Raw genomic sequence first — 18,469 nt, 5'->3', positions numbered from 1 at the left:
GATTATAGGAGAGTCGTTATGAGCAAGTCACTAAAAAATGATGGTTTGCTTTTTTCGGCTCTTTTTAATGAGCGAGGCGTACTAGCTTCGCTTATTGTTTCTCAAGTTATTGCTATTGTTTTAGCCTTTGCACCCAATGTAGAAGGCGATATTTGGCTTCGACTTGGGATCATCAGTTTGTTTATGCATTTAATTGTTTTAGTCGGTACCTCTGCTTTATATTTTTGTAGATTTTTCTTACAAACGCGCACCCAAACTTTTCAATTAAGTTTGTTTTTTATCTTTTTTTTATTATCTACCTGTATTTTTAGTATTTTATTTTCCCATTTTGCTTTTGATATAGATGATACAAATAACCTAATTTATTTCACACTTCGTAATTGTATTATAGTGGCTTTATTAGCGGCTTTATTCGTCCAATTTTTATTAATTCATTTTGAAAAAGAGCAACAAACTAAAGCACTTTCTCGAGCTGAGCTTGATGCCTTGCAAGCTAGAATACGTCCTCATTTTTTATATAATAGTTTAAACACAGCTGCAGAGCTTACTCATCATGACGCCGATGCGGCAGAGCAAGCTATTTTAGCACTAGCCGCCTTATCGCAGGCTGCAATGCACTCAGGGAAAAATGTATCTCTTGACGATGAAGTAACGCTGAGTAAGCAATATATAGCACTTGAAACATGGCGTTTCGGTAATCGCTTAAGCGTTGATTGGCAAATACCCAATGAACTACCTGCATTGAGTATTCCTTGTTTAACCCTGCAGCCATTAATTGAAAATGCAGTATGCCACGGTGTTGAAACAAGTGAACATGGTGCAGAAATAAAAGTAGAGCTACATATCACTACCGGCTATATAACCATGATTGTTTCTAACCCTATAACAATTTCTAATGCTCAAACTAGGCCTAATAACGGAATGGCGCTTGAAAATATTCGCCAGCGATTAAATATTTATTATAAAAATAAAGCGCAGCTAACAATTACTAATAAAAATGATGTGTTTAGGGTCAAGGTCGTTATCCCTAAGCTAATTAAGGGCTGTGTATGAATGTGCTCATTGTTGATGATGAACCTCTTGCGAGATCTCGCTTAATCCGTTTGTTAACACACGATAAAAGTATAGTTGTGCAAGGTGAGGCAAGTAATGGTAAGGAAGCGCTAGTACTGGCTAAAAAGCAAACGCCTGATTTGATTTTTTTAGATGTTGATATGCCTGGTATGAATGGTTTGCAAGTTGCTAATGAGCTCAATAGTCTAACTCTACCGCCTGCTATTGTTTTTATAACTGCCCACCCTGAGCATGCCTTCGATGCTTTACAATTAAGCGCTGCAGGTTATTTAGTTAAACCTATTTCAGAGCAATCACTGCAGAAGGTACTTAAGCAAGTAGGCCGTTTAAATAAAGTACATATTCAAAAACAACAAAATGTAAAAGTATCTTATCAGTTAGCGGGTACTCTACGTAGTGTTGATATAAATGATGTTTTGTATTTTAGTGCCGAAGAAAAGTATACCAAAATGATATTCTGTGGTGGAGAAGCTTTACTGGAGCAAAGCCTAAAGCAATTAGAGCTGCAATATCCCGCATATGTTTTACGAATTCACCGCAATACTTTAGTGAATAAACAAAAAGTAATAGCCTTGCATTCAAAAGGGAATGGCAATCATATGATTGAGCTACAAGGGTGCAGTGAGTTATTGCCAGTGAGCCGCCGCGAGCTTAAATTAGTTAAAAATACGCTTTAGGCTTACCTTGCAATTAACTTCCCCCTGATTTAAATACACTTGAGCTTTAATTATCAACGGTGTTATTGAATAAACAGATTTAATTAACCGTTTATCAACAAATATAACCGCTTGTCTTAGTCCTCATTGATTCCTCAAATAAATAGCATAAACTTATAATCAGATAATTTTTATTTGGTTCTACTATGCAGTCATCTCAAACAAAAGTGCAAAGAGGCTTCACTCTAATTGAAGTGTTAATTGCATTTATTATTCTTAGTTTTGGCCTTTTAGGCGCAGTTGCCCTGCAAGCAAAAGCAAAGCAAGCAAGCTTTGATTCTATGCAGCGTGCTGCTGCAGTAGCACTTGGTAATGATATTGTGCAGCGTATCCGTGCTAACGATACCCCGCAAATAGCTAGCCTATATACACAAACATTTAATAGCGAAGCCTCAACTAAAACCTCACAGACGTGTTTTACAAGCACTTGTAGCGCAGCGCAAGTTGCAGCCCTAGACCTTGAGCAATGGAAAAGAGCTATAAAAGCAAGGGAAAACACAGGCTCTTTAGATGACGCAACTGTATGTATTGCGGCTACTGCAGTTGCAGGTACAGGTGGTAAAGCATTTAATTTAGAGGTCGTTGTATCTTGGCAAGGGCGTCAAGAGTTTAATGCAAATAGTACGACTGGAGACATCAAGTGTGGAACGGCTGATAAAAAGCGCCGTTTAGTTGTTTTAACTAGTTATATTTACCTTAGGAGCTAACATGAAGCAAAAAGGTTTTACACTTGTAGAAATGATGATTTCATTATTTATTGGTGGGTTAATTTTAGGCGGCGTTATGTTTACCTATATAGGTATGAAAGTAACCACTAAAGATACGATGACTATTGGTGAACTTCAAGAATCAGGACGTCTTGCAATTAACATAATGCAACGTGATATTGAACAAATTGGCTTTTGGGGCACTTATTATGATGATTCTTTTACTTCGGTAAACACAGAAGCATTATCAAACCCGCTAAATGACTGTTTTGAAGGACTAAATAACGGTAGTTTTCCTGATTTGGCAACTGCGAGTAACTTTAGAACTATTTATGCGAAGGTTGCAGATGCTTCAAAAGAACTAAACTGCGTAACGAGTCCAGTAAAAGGTACCGATATTATTCAGTTAAAGTTTTTACAAGGTAATCAATTAACTGAAAGTGAGACTCAAACGAGTGAAAACTATTTCATAGCGGAGCAAGAGAGAGCCCAGTTCAAGCGAGGTGAAATTACAGGAAGTTCTGTTAATGCCTCTATTTGGCCGTATAGCCATCATGTTTATTATATTTCAGAGCAAACATATAAAGTAAATAACAAGAACCTAACTGTACCTGCATTAATGAGAAAGCGCTTAGTTGGTGGAAATATCACCACAGAAACTATTATGGAAGGTGTCGAAAACATGCGGTTTGTTTTTGGTCTCGATACAAACAGCGACAATCGTGTAGATACATACCGAAGTATTAAAAGTATGGAGCACACTGATTGGGAAAATCGAAAGGGTATTTTAACAGTACAGGTATTTTTATTAATACGCGCATTGGAGCAAGACCCTGGGGTTAAAATTAAAAACCAAACTTACATATTAGGTGAAGATGAAGACAAGCGTGAATTGAAATTTACCGATAGTTTCAGACGCACAGTGTTTACCACGACTATTCGATTAAATAATGTTGGATCAAATTTATGGCGTATTTAAAACAATCACAGAAAAAGCAGCAGGGTGTAGTACTGATCACTGCTCTAATAATGGTAATTGCAGTGACGGGTATAGCGGTGACCCTTATGAGCAGTAGTAGTATTGATATTAAAATTACCAATGCAGCGCAAGAGCGTGAGGTGGCTGAAAATGAACTTATTGGCGAAGTACAGCGCATGATTTCTGATGAAGCAAATAAAGGTGCGAATAATCAGTTTTTTTTGAGTCCAGATGAAGTCACTTCGATTGCAGCCTCTGATAAAGAAGGCATGGTGATCGCAACACATGATGGTATGCAAAGCAAAATGGTTAATCTAAACAAAGGTGCGCTTGACCTAGAGTGTCCTCGACGCTTTAATTTTACTGCAGGTATATCATGCAATATGTTACAGGTCGCCACGACAATAGAATATGGCTCTAAAAGTAAGCATGAACTAACCATTGTTACAGGTGTAGCGCAAGAAATGGCTAGCATAAGTAAGGGGATTTAATATGAAATTAAAATTAAACAAAGTGTTAGCCTCTTTACTTGGCTTAACAATAAGTGCGTCAGTTTATGCTGAAGATATAGAGCTTTATGTTAATCATGATGTGGATGTTGAAGAAAAGCCCCGAGTATTACTGATTTTTGATACATCAGGAAGCATGGCTTTTTCATCTTCAAGTGGTGGTAACTGTGGTTTTAATAATTTTTTAAACTTATATAATTTATGTATTGATAGCCGCCTTGCTGCTGCGCAGTTTGCGATGAATAAAGTCATTTCTGATAACGAAGATACTATCGACTTTGGTTTAATGCGCTTTAAAAGTACGACCGGTGGTTACATTGTTAACGGTGTTGGTAGTGATTCATCAGTTGTACGTTCGTCGGTTGCATCTTTACCTGCAGATGGTGGAACCCCGCTTACTGAGACTCTATGGGAAGCTTATTTATATATTACAGGGCAAAACGTTCAATATGGCTTAGAGGCCACAATTCTTGAACGTGATACGAGTGTCGAGTTAAGAACTGGAAGTGAGTTTACACAGCTTGAATGTGGTTGGGTTAGAAATAGAGGCCGCTGGAGTTATGAGTGTGAAAATGTAACTACAAATAATTATGAGTATACTTACATATCGCCTTTTGCAGATAGCACCGCTGAGGCTAAGCGCTGCGACAACTCGATAAATATCATTTATATGACCGATGGCGACCCATCTGGTGATAATGATAGTGACAGCCAAATTAGTGCAGAGCATGAGAAGTACTTTGGGGAAGGATTAAACTGGAATACGGATAGTTACTACAGTAGTTACCTACACCAAATGGCTAAAATTATTCATGGTACAAGCGACACTACTGTTGATTTATACCCATCGACTCCCGATATTCATGAAACAGGCCGTTTATATACTATCGGTTTTGGCTCTGGTATGAGTGCGAGCGGACAAGAGCTTTTACGCAGAGCTGCTTCTTTAGGTGGTGGTGAAAACTTGCCCGCAAGTACGCCAGATGAGCTTTCTGAATCATTAAACAGTGCAATTTCTCGTATTCGTGAAGTAAATGATAGCTTTTCATCTCCCTCTGTTGCTAGTAACAACGTAGATCAAACCCGTAGTCGAGATGCTATTTATTTTGCAATGTTTTACCCAGAGACAAATACCCGCTGGGGCGGTAACTTAAAAAAGTTAAAGGTATCGGGTAGTAACATAGTTGATTCAGCAGGCAATGTAGCGCTTGATTCTAATGGTTTGATAGACACTGATGCAAAAACATTTTGGCTTCCTGATGGTAAGTCAGCAGATGGGAACTTAGTAGCACAAGGTGGCGTTAATTATCAACTAAGTACCTTAACAGGAACCAACGCAGAAGAACGAAGAACACTATATACAGATAAACAAGGCGATATAGTACGATTTACTACATCGATTGTTAGTGACATTCTTGATTTAATAACTAATAACCCAATTAGCTTATCTAGTTCAGATATTAAATGGGCTATGGGTATTGATGTTGATGATGAAGATAACGATAACGATACCACGGATCAAAGAGATGATATTTTTGGTGATCCTCTGCATTCAAAGCCTGTTGCGCTTGATTACGGTAATGATGATATTCGTATTCTTATTGGTACCAATGCTGGCTTTTTGCATATGTTTAAAGACGATGATACAAATAATGAAGTATCTGAAAGCTGGGCATTTATACCCTCAGATCTGTACAGCATTATTCAACCGCTGCGCAACAAAGAAACGGGTAAAAAATATGGTATGGATGGTCCAATCAGCGTTTATTTTAATAATAAAAACTTAAATAGCGATGGTTTAAACGACGGGATTATTGATGCGAGTGGTGATGATGAAGTATGGGCTTTTGCAGGGATGCGTCGAGGTGGTAAAAACTACTACGCACTGGATATAACAAATCCCGATCAGCCTAAAAAACTATGGAGCGCACCAATAGAAGGCGGAAAAGGTGATTTTAAAGAGCTTGCGCAAACATGGTCAAAACCGCAAATAGCCTACCTTAAAGCATTTGGTGACAAGCCTTTATTAATTTTTGGTGCTGGGTACGATACAAACAAAGATGCGGTGATTAAAAGTGAAGATAGTACAGGGCGAGGTATTTACATTGTTGAAGCAGAAACAGGTAAAAGAGTATGGGCATTAACACCCGATATTAATGGCTTTAAAGGTAAGCATAGTATTGCTGCAGATATTACCACGCTTGACTCAGATTATGATGGATATATAGACCGAATTTATGCGGCAGATACTGGTGGAGATATTTGGCGTATAGATATGCCAGGCACTAGTACTAGTGAATTTAGTCACTTTAAATTAGCTGAGCTTGGCAGTAATAAAGCAACTGAGGACAGACGCTTTTTTTACAAACCACTCGTTGCACGAACCATTTATAGTAAAGTAAGCGAGACAACAGTTGATGGTAGTACCGTTATAACACGCTTAGATACGCCGTATGATGCAATAGTTATTGGTAGTGGTAACCGCTCAAAACCAACCGGTACCAATGAAAAAGATCAACTGTTTATGATAAGAGATGAAAATACAGTTACTAAATCATATAAAACGAATGCACCGGATACTATTGAACCTGCTGATTTGATGCAAATGAATTCAGACCCATTTGGTAATGCTCTAGATGACGTTGATGATTTTGTTGACTTAGAAGTCGACTTGGCTAAATTTAATGGTTGGAGATATGAGTTAGGAACGGGTGAAAAATCACTAGCTGCTGCTACAGTTGTTGGAGGTGTTGCTTATTTTACAAGTTTCACACCTGCATCAGATACATCGACTGAAAACCAATGTTCACTAAGTGGTGGTGGTGGTTCTTTATACGCATTTCACCTACATTATGGTACGAAAGTGTATGACGACCTTAAATTTACAACCAGCTATGATGTACCAGATACACCTCAGTTATACTTTGGCGAAGGCCCTTCATGCGTAGATGGTAATGGAGATGGTAAGTGTGATGACAACCCAACAGTTGACGTAACACAAGAAAGTCAGTTTTATCTAATTGGGCCGGGTATCAAAGGTGAAAATGCTGAAAACCCAATGAAGCCTGTTGAGATAAAGGGCCCTGGCTTAACAATTGTTGATGGTAAAGTTGTATTGGTTAATGATAATGCTGTAGGGTTTGGCTTTAAAACTCAACAAACATATATCTATAAACGTGAAGAAAATGACGAAGTTAATAATTAAGGAAATTAAATGAAGAAACAACATGGGTTTACCTTAATTGAGCTGATGATAGCGGTTGCAATTGTAGGCATACTTGCTTCAATTGCATTGCCCAATTATACAGAATATGTAAAGCGTGCTTCGCGCGCTGAAGCTGCTGCAGCATTGTTAGATGCTGCAAATAAAGAGGAGCAATATTTTGTAGATAATCGTGAGTATACGCAATCCTTTACTGACTTAGGGCTACAAAGTAAAACCGAAAATGGTCACTTTGAACTATCTATCAGCGTAGTTGATAGTAATACCTTCACTATTACAGCTAAGCCTATAGACGGTGCTGTAAAAGGAGATACTGATTGTAAAGAGCTTTCAATCACTGATATTGGTCTCAAAGGTGCAAAAGGGTCTAAAGGAGACACCGATATTGGTTATTGCTGGGGTCGATAGCCTAGATTACTTCTTCTGGCACTTATCAGTTGATTTAATACGTATTCTGCCAGTTTGACTTACTGATAAGGCCAACCCCTCGAGGTTGGCCTTATTGCTGTTGGGGCAATATATAAAAGTACCATTTTGAAAACCATTCAAAGAACCATCAGGACGAAACGTAATTGCGCTGCGAGGGTATTTAAGACTGTCAGCTTCATGGATCTCCTCAAAAGTACTCAAGAGTAGTTCATCATCATCTAACGAGGTTGATTTATCTTTGTCGATAAAGAGTGACATTTGGCCATTCCACTCATCTTTTGTACATTGACTGTCTTTTAGTGCACAAAGCGTGACGTAAGTAGTATTTTCAATGGCATATAAACGGCCATAATTTATATTTCGGTGTAGGAGGTTTACGTGGTTATCTAAGCGGTTTTTAGCTAAAAAATCTGGGTAAAACCACATAGATAATTGGCTGATAATACTGACAACAGCCATAGATACCATTAATTCGAGAAGTGTTACTCCCTTACTTTTTGATATTGATAATCTCATCCTTGAAGACCTGAGTTAATAAATGATTAACTCAGTCTAGTAAATGATACAAATATGACAAGATACAATTGTGCATTTTTTAATCACATTTTTCAGTGGTGTCACCAAGGTAAAAAGCAGTACCAGATACTGATACATTCAGCGCTTTATTGTTTTCATTGTCATTATTGGGGCAGTATACAAAGCCAGCAAAGTTAGCGCTGGTGTTTAGGTTTGTTGTAATGCGCCCACTAGTATTAAAGCGAAGGCTACTATCACCAGTAAATTTAACCTTGTCTATACTATTTATCTGCTCCATGGTGCGTAAAATAGTATCTTTTTTCCAGTTATATATTCCGTTATTATTAGTATCTACAAAGAGAGTTATGATTGAATCCTCCCCCCATGAACTTTGACATTTAAAGTATCGATTAATCTCAACTTTACTTATAGGAGCAGGGCATATGATAACAATTTCATCCGTACTTGCAGCTTGAGCACGGGCGTAGCTAATATTTCTTTTTAATTCCAACAAAAAGTTCTCAGCTCTATTTTCTTCTAGCATATCGCTACTATTCCAAATTGCAATTGATGCAATGATCCCAACGATAGCAACGGTTACCATGAGTTCTAAAAGGGTGAACCCGTTTTGTTTGTTTTTCATATTAATCTCATTTACTGCTAGTCATTTAAGTATAGCTATTTTTATATAATAAATTATACCACGATCGGTTGTTTTATCACCGTAATTCAATCGCTTTGTTTGCTATGAACATCATGATTGTCTAAAATCGAGGCAACTGAAGCTTTCAAAAGTAATTAATATGAAAAAAATAGAAGCAATTATCAAACCTTTTAAGTTAGACGATGTGCGTGAAGCGTTGTCTGATGTAGGTATTACGGGGATGACGGTAAGCGAAGTTAAAGGCTTTGGACGTCAAAAAGGTCACACAGAGCTATATCGTGGCGCAGAGTATATGGTCGATTTTTTACCTAAAGTAAAACTTGATATTGTATTGACTGATGAAGATGTAGACCGTGCAATTGAAGTTATTGTAAAAACGGCGCAAACAGGAAAAATCGGTGATGGTAAAATATTTGTCACAGATGTTGAGCGTGTAATACGTATTCGTACTGCAGAGGAAGATGAAGAAGCGATTTAAGCTTGTTTTTCTATGTAGTTAAAAGGCGCTTTAGTAAGCGCCTTTTTTATTTATTTAGTTCTTTTATTTAGTTTTCGTGTTTGCTTTGCGTGTTCACTAAGCTCAGTTAAACCTAATTGGTCGTAACTTTTCTCCATCATTTCAAGCGCGGGATCTAAGTAACTGCTTTGTGAATAATGCTCAACAACAAACTTACCTCTATTAGCAGCAGCTAAATAAGCTTCACGTTCGTAATAGTAAGTTGCTACTTTTAATTCATAACGTGCCATACGGTTTAAAAGCCACACTAAACGACGCTTAGCTTCAGGCGCGTAATCACTTTTAGGAAAACGTTTTACTAATGTCGATAAATCTGTAAATGCAACACGAGTACGGTTAGCATCACGGTCGGCTCTATCTACACCAAAGTACTCTTGGAACGCATTTTTATCTGCTTTAATATTTACTAAACCACGCATGTAATACATGTAGTCTAAATCTTTATGATTTGGGTTTAAGCGAATAAAGCGGTCAATGGTTGCAAGTGCTTGTTCAGTATTACCTGATTGATAATGTGCATAGACTAAGTCCATTTGTACTTGCTTAGAGAATGGGCCAAATGGGTAGCGAGAGTCTATAGCACTCAAAAGTTCAATTGCACGAGCATATAAACCAGAATCTAGCGTTTCTTTTGCATCTTCATATAAAGCGTGTGCAGACTTATTCGGTACACGTTGAATGTCTTCTTGGTCTGGAGCAGACGAACAAGCGCCTAAACTAAGTACAGAAACTGAAAAAACAATGGCAAATGCACGTTTCCCTATTTTATTTATCATTTTATTTGTTACCTTCGATGTCTTCGGCTAGGCCAAGTCGGTAAAACCGAGTAAACTATGCGTATTATATTATGCTTTTATTAAAAGCGATTCTAACCCAGTCGAGCAAAGCTTGCACTGGTAAATTGGGTAAAGTTACTAATGTCAGAGCAAATTTCTCTTCAAGCCGACGTTCCAACCGAATTAGGTGGTAAACGTCTAGACCAAGTATTAGCACAATTGTTCCCTGATTATTCACGTTCTCGTATAAAAACGTGGATTTTGGATGATAAAATCACTGTAGACGGTGAAATTTTCAACACTCCACGCGAAAAGCTACTAGGTGGTGAAGTTGTAAGTGTTGAAACAACAATTGAAGCACCACGCGAATATGAAGCACAAGATATCAAATTAAACATTGTTTATGAAGACGATGATATTTTGGTAATTAATAAACCAATGGGCCTAGTGGTTCACCCAGGTGCGGGTAACCCTAATGGAACAGTGTTAAACGCATTGCTACATTACTACCCTGAAATAATTAACGTGCCACGCGCAGGTATTGTGCATCGTTTAGATAAAGACACGACCGGTTTAATGGTTGTAGCTAAAACGATTCCAGCACAAACGCATTTAGTAACAGCGCTGCAAAAGCGTGAAAACTTTACGCGTGAATATGAAGCACTGTGTAATGGTACTATGACTGCAGGTGGTATGGTTGAAAAAGCGATTGGCCGTCATCCTACTCAGCGTACGCATATGGCCGTACATGAACTGGGCAAACCGGCAATTACACATTATCGTGTTGCTGAAAAATTTCGTGCTCATACTCGTTTACGTCTGCGCCTAGAAACAGGCCGTACTCACCAGATTCGTGTGCACATGGCGCATTTAAATCATCCGCTAATTGGCGATCAATCTTATGGCGGCCGTCCGCGTCCACCTAAAGGTGCAACACCTGAGTTATTTGAGTTACTTCGTAGCTTTAGACGCCAAGCACTACATGCTGTAAAATTGAGCATTGCGCATCCAATCACGGGTGAAATGATGACATGGCAAGCACCTATCCCTGATGATATGGTTGCTATGACACATGCACTACGTGAAGATACTAAAGCTAATCCTGATATCGATAGATAATGCACTTATTGTCAGCGACATGGCAAAACCTTCATAAAGTAGGAACGTTAAGTACTACTTGTGGAGGTGGTGTTTCAAAAACCCCATTTAAAAGTTTCAATTTGGGATACCATGTTGGAGATAATCAAGATCATGTATCAAAAAACCGCTCACTATTAACCAAACACTTACCTAAACCTGCCGTGTGGCTAAATCAAGTTCATAGCTCTGATGTTGTTATTGTTGATGAACATTTTGACTCTAATAAGTTACACAATGCTGATGCGCTTTATACTCAGTTATTAAATCAGCCTTTGGCTATAATGACTGCCGATTGCTTACCTATTTTATTAGTGAGTGACGATGAGAAGGAAGTTGCAGCTATACATGGCGGCTGGCGAGGGCTTGAGCAGGGAATTATTAAAAATACTTTAGAATGTTTTAGCTCAAAGTATGAAAATATAAATGCTTGGCTAGGGCCTGCAATTGGGCCAACTCAATTTGAGGTTGGGGCTGAAGTGCTTGAGTTATTTCAAAAAAGGTCTTCTTCATTTATTCAAGCATTTACACCACAAGCTAATGGCAAATATCTTGCTGATATTTATGGCATTGCGCGTACTTTACTTACCCAGCAAGGCGTTAAAAATATTACAGGCGGCGACTATTGTACAGTCTCTCAAAGTGACTTATTTTTTTCTTATCGACGGGATGGACAAACCGGACGTATGGCAAGTTTGATCTGGCGCAAGTAATTAGCACCTTTAGCTATTATATTTCTCTCTACACCTTGAACAAACACCTAAACATACCCATTAATTAAGCAATTAGATTATTTAATAGGTAACACCATGCGTTTAGATAGATTTACAAGTAAATTTCAATCTGCGCTTTCTGATGCGCAATCGCTAGCCCTTGGCCGCGACCATCAATTTATTGAACCCGTACATTTAATGTATTCACTACTGCAGCAAAGCGGCTCTAGTGTGCGCGCGTTATTTGCACAAACGGGGGTCAGCGCGGATGAGCTTAACACCAAGCTTTCTCAAGAAATAGAAAAACTATTTAAAGTAGAAGGCGTAGGTGGCGACGTGCAGCTATCAAATAATATGGCTTCACTTATTAACCTATGTGACAAGTATGCGCAAAAACGCAAAGACAAATACATATCAAGTGAATTGTTTGTACTGGCAGCATGCGACGATAAAGGTCCACTTGGCGATATATTCAGATCGTTAAATATTACCTCCACTAAAATTGAAACCGCAATTAAAGCGATTCGTGGTGGTCAAAAAGTTGATGACCCAAATGCCGAAGAAACACGCCAAGCGCTTGAAAAGTACACGATTGATCTAACTGAGCGAGCAGAGCAAGGTAAGCTTGACCCTGTTATTGGTCGTGATGACGAAATTCGCCGCACGATTCAAGTACTACAACGCCGTACTAAAAATAACCCTGTATTAATCGGTGAGCCAGGTGTTGGTAAAACAGCAATAGCAGAAGGTTTAGCACAGCGTATTATTAATGGTGAAGTACCTGAAGGATTAAAAAACAAACGTGTTTTATCGCTTGATTTAGGAGCACTAGTTGCGGGCGCTAAATATCGCGGTGAATTTGAAGAGCGTTTAAAATCAGTGTTAAACGAATTGGCTAAAGAAGAAGGCCAAGTCATTTTATTTATTGATGAAATACACACTATTGTGGGTGCAGGCAAAAGTGATGGCGCAATGGATGCGGGTAATATGCTAAAACCTGCTTTAGCACGCGGTGAGTTACACTGTGTTGGCGCAACCACGCTTGATGAATACCGTAAATATATAGAGAAAGACGCAGCACTTGAGCGTCGATTCCAAAAGGTACTCATTGAAGAGCCGTCGGTTGAAGATACCATTGCAATATTGCGTGGCTTAAAAGAGCGATATGAGCTACATCATTCAGTAGAAATTACTGATCCCGCGATTGTTGCTGCGGCGCAGTTATCTCACCGCTACATTAGCGATCGTCAGTTACCAGATAAAGCAATTGATTTAATAGACGAAGCGGGTTCTTCGATTCGATTACAAATTGATTCAAAACCAGAGTCGTTAGATAAGCTTGAGCGTCGTATTATCCAATTAAAATTAGAAGATAATGCACTTGCTAAAGAAAAAGATGAGGCGAGTCAAAAGCGTCGCACCGAAATGCAAGAGTTGATCACCGACCTTGATGGGCAATATCGTGAGCTAGACGAAATTTGGAATGCTGAAAAAGCATCGCTTCAAGGTACACAAGTAATTAAAGCCGAGCTTGAACAAGCAAGATTAGATTTAGATGTAGCGCGAAGAGCAAGTGATTTACAGCGTATGTCAGAGCTGCAATATGGGCGAATTCCAGAGCTTGAACGAAAACTTGATTTAGCCTCACAAGCCGAAATGCAAGAAATGACTCTGCTTAAAAACCAAGTAGGTGAGGATGAAATTGCTGAAATTTTATCTCGCTGGACAGGTATTCCTGTTGCAAGAATGCTACAAGGTGAGCGTGAAAAGCTGCTGCAAATGGAAGATAAGTTACACAGTAAAGTAATAGGGCAAGATGAAGCGGTCGTTGCTGTTGCTAACGCAATAAGACGCTCACGTGCAGGACTTGCAGATCCTAATCGCCCAATTGGTTCTTTCTTGTTTTTAGGTCCAACTGGTGTGGGTAAAACCGAGCTTACAAAAGCACTGGCTGGTTTTATGTTTGATACCGAAGATGCCATGGTGCGTATCGACATGTCTGAGTTTATGGAAAAGCACTCAGTTGCACGCCTAGTGGGCGCACCTCCAGGTTATGTGGGTTATGAAGAGGGCGGTTATTTAACAGAAGCTGTTCGTCGTAAACCTTACTCAGTTATATTGCTTGATGAAATAGAAAAAGCACACCCAGATGTGTTTAACATTTTACTGCAAGTGTTAGATGATGGCCGATTAACTGACGGACAAGGTAGAACCGTTGATTTTAAAAATACGGTTATTATCATGACATCAAATTTAGGCTCAGATATTATCCAAGAACAAGCGGGTAATAATGACTATACGACCCTTAAAGCTAAAGTAATGGAAGTATTGATTAATGAGTTTAGACCTGAGTTTATTAACCGTATTGATGAGACTGTTGTATTCCACCCGATAGCAAACGAGCATATAAAAGAAATAGCTGATATTCAGTTAATGAAATTACGTGAGCGTTTAACAGAGATGGGGTATCTGCTTGAAATAAGCGATGCTGCACTTGAGCGAATTGCAGCAAGTGGGTTTGATCCTGTGTACGGTGCACGCCCGCTTAAGCGGGCTATTCAGCAAACGATTGAAAATCCGCTAGCACAAAAGCTACTTAATGGGGACTACATACCAGGTAGCGTGATTGTTATTGATGCAAATGACGACGCTTTGGTATTTACCAAACGCTGATTGTAAATAATTAAACTCTAAAGCCGCTAAAATAGCGGCTTTTTTATGTCGACTATATTGCTAGGTATTAAACTTTAAAGGTTAGTAATAAATCGTTCACTCTACGTGAGCCTTCAACAAGCTCAGCTGCACCTTTTGCCACATTAAAGCTTAAACTTAAGTTGTTATCGCCAAAGTCTTTAATTTGCGAAACATTATTACTAATGTCGTTACTAACCATTTGTTGCTCTTCTGCAGCGGATGATATTTGTATTGCCAAGTGAGATATTTCACTGATTTGGATAAAAATACCCTCTAATTCAACTTGGGTTTTATCGGTTGTCAAAACACAGTTATCGGCTTGTGCTTTAGTGCTTTGCATTACTTTGGACCAGCTAAATAAAGTGTCTTGTATTTCTTTAATAGAACTATGGATTTGTGTCGTAGCATTTTGAGTGCGTGACGAAAGAGTCCTTACCTCATCTGCGACTACTGCAAAGCCTCGACCATGTTCTCCCGCTCTAGCTGCTTCGATCGCTGCATTAAGAGCAAGTAAGTTAGTTTGATCGGCAATTCCCTCTATTTCACTCATTACCTTACCAATTTTATCTGCTTCAGTGGCTAAGCTGGTGGCTGTATTTGCTGCTTGTTCTACTTGAGAAGCTAAGTCAGATACCATTTTACTATTATCTGCAATGTGGTCTTTTATCTCTGAGCAACTTTGATGGGTGTTATTCACTTTATCAGCTGTTTGAGCGGTATTTACTGATATTTCACCAATGGTAGAACTCATTTGAGTCATCGCTGATGCAATTTGTTCTAAACGCTCACCTTGCGAAGAAATGCCTTCTTCGGTGAGTGTTGATTGTTTGTCTAAATCAGTCGCGATGCCATTAAAGCTTAATGTTGAGTCTTTCATACGGCCAAGAACTGTGCGCAATTTTGCACTTAGCATTTGCTCTCTATAATCACTTACACTGTGCGGTGTATGGCCGCTGTAAATATAACGAGAGATTGAATCGGCTTTTGCTTTTTGTTCGCGTAATATTTTAGGGGTAACAATGAGTTCGTCATAATTTAGCACAATAACTAAAGCACAAATAAATAGGCTAATTGCAGCAATGGTGATTGATGCCGCGACAGCAATAAAAATCAGCCAAAATAATAGACTTATAAAAGTAAGGCTTTGTCGTATTGTGGTGTGTTCTCGTAGTTTAAATAATGACTTGTTGGTATTTATTTTGTTGTAAAGTGTTTGTGCACGTTGCTTAAGTTGAGAGCTTGCTTTGGTTCTTACAGATTGATAACCAACAAGTCGGCCATGCTCAAAAATGGGGGTTACAAAGGCATCTACCCAGTAATAGCGGCCATCTTTGCAGCGGTTTTTAACCATACCGCGCCACGAGTGTTCTTGTTTTAATGTTGCCCACATTTCTTTAAAGGCTGCTTTTGGCATATTAGGGTGGCGAACAATATTATGATGCTGACCGATAAGCTCTTGTGCGCTATATCCTGCTACAGCACAAAACGCTTGATTGACGTATGTTATTACACCTTTAAGATCAGTAGTGGAAACCAGCTCTTGTGATTCATCAAAGTATACTTCTTCATTTTTTAAGCTTTTATCATTGTGCATTGTATTTATTATCATCCTTTATTGTTGCAGTCATTATATTGCTTACACTCTACAAAGCAAAAAATAGCGTCCTTCCTTCTATGCTCATAAGACAAATAATTGTATTTATTGATCTAGATCAAGTTTAAATACGGGACAGCTAAATTGAACTGATTTTGCATAAGTTCCGGTCTATTACTTTAAGCTGATATTTTACTTATTTGATTTATAATTAAATACGTATTTAAAGCATTTGTATAATGCACATAGCAATGGCAATATTACGACTTAATATAATGATGTTGGTCATATTAAGCGCATGTATAGAGTGGGGAAATAATTATTAAATTTGAAAAGTTATATAGTTCTTAGCAATTTATACCAGTTGCATTAAATAAGTGATCTATTATAGCGCTAAGAAAATAGCACAATAGCAAGGCGAAAATTATGACATATAGTTGTTCTATATGAGTAATTTTTAACGCAGTGAGTGCGCTATTTAATGCGATAGAATGATCATATTTTCAATAAAAATTGGTATTAATCTTGAGTCTAAGTAATTAGTCCCCATAACCTTATGATTAAGCCACGTGGCCCGAGGAAAGATTTTTTGACAACACATGATTTAGCTAACGCACTTGAAGCGTTATCAGTAAATGAGCACCAACATGCAGTTAAAGGCATTAAACGTGGCATAGAGCGAGAGTCGCTAAGAATACAAGAGAATGGTGCTATATCACCTAAAGGTCATCCAAAAGGGGTGGGCAGTGCGTTAACTAATGGCCATATCACAACTGATTTTTCTGAATCTTTACTTGAATTTATTACTCCAGTTAGTGAGTCGTCAACGCAAACTCTTAAGCAATTAAAAGATCTTCAAAAGTTCACTCTAGAAAAGATGGACGATGAACTGCTTTGGCCTATTAGTATGCCATGCTTTATTGAACACCAAGATGATATTGTTTTAGCTCAATTTGGTAGTTCAAATACTGGTCAAATGAAAACACTATACCGTGAAGGGTTAAAAAATCGTTACGGAAGTATGATGCAAGCAATTGCAGGTGTTCACTTTAATATTTCATTCCCAGATACGCTTTGGCAATCGCTTCATTCGTTACAAAAAAGCAATGCAAGCCTTCAAGATTTTATTTCAGAAGGTTATTTAGCGCTTATTCGTAACTTTAAACGCGAACTATGGCTAATAAGTTACATGTTTGGTGCATCGCCAGCATTGTGTAACTCATTTTTACAAGGTCGAAAAACCGATTTACCATTTAAAAAACTAGGTAAAGGTACGCTTTACTTAGAAGTTGGTACGGCACTGCGTTTAGGCAATTTAGGTTATACAAATAGTGCTCAGTCGTCACTACGCGTAATGTATAACTCGTTAGATGAATATGTAGCAGGCCTTAAAAAAGCAATCAACACACCATCAGAAATTTATGGTGATCTTGATGACTATAAGAGTGAAAACCCTAAGCAGTTAAATAAAAATATTCTGCAGATTGAAAACGAATTTTACTCGCCAATTCGTCCTAAGCGTAATGCTAAAAGTGGCGAAACGCCAACGGATGCACTGCTTCGAGCAGGCATTGAATATGTAGAAATTCGCGCATTAGACGTTAATCCGTTTAGCGAAGTTGGTATTGATATTGAGCAAATTCACTTTTTAGATGTGTTTTTAACGTATTGTTTATTAAAAGATTCAGCTCCAATGGATTGGAAAGAACAAGCACGCAGTACTGAAAACCTCGACACAGTAGTCAATCAAGGTCGAGAAGAAGGGCTAATGCTTAACTTTAATAACACACAGCGTAGTCTTCAGTCGTGGGGCGATGAAATATTTGCACAGCTCACTGATGTCGCTAAATGGATGGATAATGCTTATGGTGTTAATTATTACTCCGATACTATAAAGCGCATGGCTACGTGGGTGTATAATCCAGAGCTTACTTATTCTGGACGTTACGTGTCGCAATTAAAAGAGTCTGGTTTAGACAACGGTCACTTTGCACTAGCACTGGCTAATAAATACAAACAAAGTCACGCAGACACTGATTACAGTGAGTTTTTAAAGCCTTGGCTGGAACAACAAGTTGTAGAGTCTAACGAAGCACAAACTGCAATTGAGCAAGCAGATACTCAGTCATTTACCGCCTTTTTAGATGCGTATTTTAGCGGTAAATAATCCTAATACTTAGTAAAATTTAAGCAAAAAAAACGCAGCCTAAGTAGGCTGCGT

At 38.4% G+C, this 18,469-nt stretch carries 16 protein-coding genes; 12 read left to right on the top strand and 4 right to left on the bottom strand.

The annotated features are described in order from the left end of the window. Positions 1 to 18: 18 nt before the first annotated feature. From JG479_RS11585 to JG479_RS11555, 7 genes are all read left to right on the top strand, one after another. Positions 19 to 1,053 carry a sensor histidine kinase gene (locus JG479_RS11585; protein WP_200219363.1) on the top strand — a complete coding sequence of 345 codons (1,035 nt, stop codon included), beginning with the start codon at positions 19 to 21 and terminating at the stop codon, positions 1,051 to 1,053. Next, positions 1,050 to 1,751, top strand: coding sequence for a LytR/AlgR family response regulator transcription factor (locus JG479_RS11580; protein ID WP_200219362.1), 702 nt, complete (start codon positions 1,050 to 1,052; stop codon positions 1,749 to 1,751). Before JG479_RS11585 ends, JG479_RS11580 begins: the two co-directional genes overlap by 4 nt. A 185-nt stretch (positions 1,752 to 1,936) precedes the next feature. Continuing rightward, entirely contained in the window at positions 1,937 to 2,497 is a 561-nt protein-coding gene (gene pilV / locus JG479_RS11575) for a type IV pilus modification protein PilV (RefSeq protein WP_200219361.1), read from the top strand. Between the two features lies 1 nt (position 2,498). Further along, positions 2,499 to 3,476 (top strand): PilW family protein, encoded by a 978-nt coding sequence (locus JG479_RS11570; RefSeq protein WP_200219360.1) that lies wholly within the window; start codon positions 2,499 to 2,501, stop codon positions 3,474 to 3,476. Next, the gene (locus JG479_RS11565) at positions 3,464 to 3,967 is read left to right on the top strand and encodes a hypothetical protein (RefSeq protein WP_024596574.1); all 504 of its coding nucleotides are present in this window, start codon (positions 3,464 to 3,466) and stop codon (positions 3,965 to 3,967) included. The genes JG479_RS11570 and JG479_RS11565 overlap by 13 nt, the downstream gene beginning before the upstream one ends. Before the next feature lies 1 nt (position 3,968). Continuing rightward, the gene (locus tag JG479_RS11560; RefSeq protein ID WP_200219359.1) at positions 3,969 to 7,190 is read left to right on the top strand and encodes a pilus assembly protein; all 3,222 of its coding nucleotides are present in this window, start codon (positions 3,969 to 3,971) and stop codon (positions 7,188 to 7,190) included. Positions 7,191 to 7,199: 9 nt separating this feature from the next. Further along, positions 7,200 to 7,616: a type IV pilin protein gene (locus JG479_RS11555; RefSeq protein WP_024596576.1), complete on the top strand. Its 417-nt coding sequence runs from the start codon at positions 7,200 to 7,202 to the stop codon at positions 7,614 to 7,616. Positions 7,617 to 7,622: 6 nt separating this feature from the next. On the opposite strand, the gene JG479_RS11550 is transcribed toward JG479_RS11555, so the two are convergent. Both JG479_RS11550 and JG479_RS11545 read right to left on the bottom strand, forming a co-directional pair. Then, positions 7,623 to 8,153: a GspH/FimT family pseudopilin gene (locus tag JG479_RS11550; RefSeq protein ID WP_024596577.1), complete on the bottom strand. Its 531-nt coding sequence runs from the start codon at positions 8,151 to 8,153 to the stop codon at positions 7,623 to 7,625. Positions 8,154 to 8,232: 79 nt separating this feature from the next. Continuing rightward, positions 8,233 to 8,796 (bottom strand): GspH/FimT family pseudopilin, encoded by a 564-nt coding sequence (locus JG479_RS11545; protein WP_149603004.1) that lies wholly within the window; start codon positions 8,794 to 8,796, stop codon positions 8,233 to 8,235. Positions 8,797 to 8,956: 160 nt separating this feature from the next. On the opposite strand from JG479_RS11545, the gene glnB reads away from it, so the two are divergent. Further along, positions 8,957 to 9,295, top strand: a complete 339-nt coding sequence (gene glnB, locus JG479_RS11540; protein ID WP_002962211.1) for a nitrogen regulatory protein P-II — start codon at positions 8,957 to 8,959, stop codon at positions 9,293 to 9,295. A 50-nt stretch (positions 9,296 to 9,345) separates the two neighbouring features. Here glnB and JG479_RS11535 read toward each other — a convergent pair whose 3' ends face one another. Continuing rightward, positions 9,346 to 10,110, bottom strand: coding sequence for an outer membrane protein assembly factor BamD (locus tag JG479_RS11535; protein WP_002962210.1), 765 nt, complete (start codon positions 10,108 to 10,110; stop codon positions 9,346 to 9,348). 141 nt (positions 10,111 to 10,251) lie between these two features. On the opposite strand from JG479_RS11535, the gene rluD reads away from it, so the two are divergent. From rluD to clpB, 3 genes are all read left to right on the top strand, one after another. Further along, positions 10,252 to 11,229: a 23S rRNA pseudouridine(1911/1915/1917) synthase RluD gene (rluD, locus tag JG479_RS11530; protein ID WP_002962209.1), complete on the top strand. Its 978-nt coding sequence runs from the start codon at positions 10,252 to 10,254 to the stop codon at positions 11,227 to 11,229. Then, a complete protein-coding gene (gene pgeF / locus JG479_RS11525) occupies positions 11,229 to 11,960 on the top strand; it encodes a peptidoglycan editing factor PgeF (RefSeq protein ID WP_138489448.1) in 732 nt (243 codons plus the stop codon). The genes rluD and pgeF overlap by 1 nt, the downstream gene beginning before the upstream one ends. 96 nt (positions 11,961 to 12,056) lie before the next feature. Then, positions 12,057 to 14,633 carry an ATP-dependent chaperone ClpB gene (gene clpB / locus JG479_RS11520; protein WP_200219358.1) on the top strand — a complete coding sequence of 859 codons (2,577 nt, stop codon included), beginning with the start codon at positions 12,057 to 12,059 and terminating at the stop codon, positions 14,631 to 14,633. A 67-nt stretch (positions 14,634 to 14,700) separates the two neighbouring features. Here clpB and JG479_RS11515 read toward each other — a convergent pair whose 3' ends face one another. After that, positions 14,701 to 16,248, bottom strand: a complete 1,548-nt coding sequence (locus JG479_RS11515) for a methyl-accepting chemotaxis protein (RefSeq protein WP_200219357.1) — start codon at positions 16,246 to 16,248, stop codon at positions 14,701 to 14,703. A gap of 589 nt (positions 16,249 to 16,837) precedes the next feature. On the opposite strand from JG479_RS11515, the gene gshA reads away from it, so the two are divergent. Beyond that, on the top strand, positions 16,838 to 18,415 hold the full coding sequence (gene gshA, locus JG479_RS11510; protein ID WP_200219356.1) for a glutamate--cysteine ligase: 1,578 nt from the start codon (positions 16,838 to 16,840) through the stop codon (positions 18,413 to 18,415). Positions 18,416 to 18,469: the final 54 nt, after the last annotated feature.

The organism is Pseudoalteromonas sp. LC2018020214, assembly GCF_016598755.1.
Lineage (GTDB): Bacteria > Pseudomonadota > Gammaproteobacteria > Enterobacterales > Alteromonadaceae > Pseudoalteromonas > Pseudoalteromonas distincta.
This window is presented reverse-complemented; position numbering and strand designations above follow the sequence as displayed.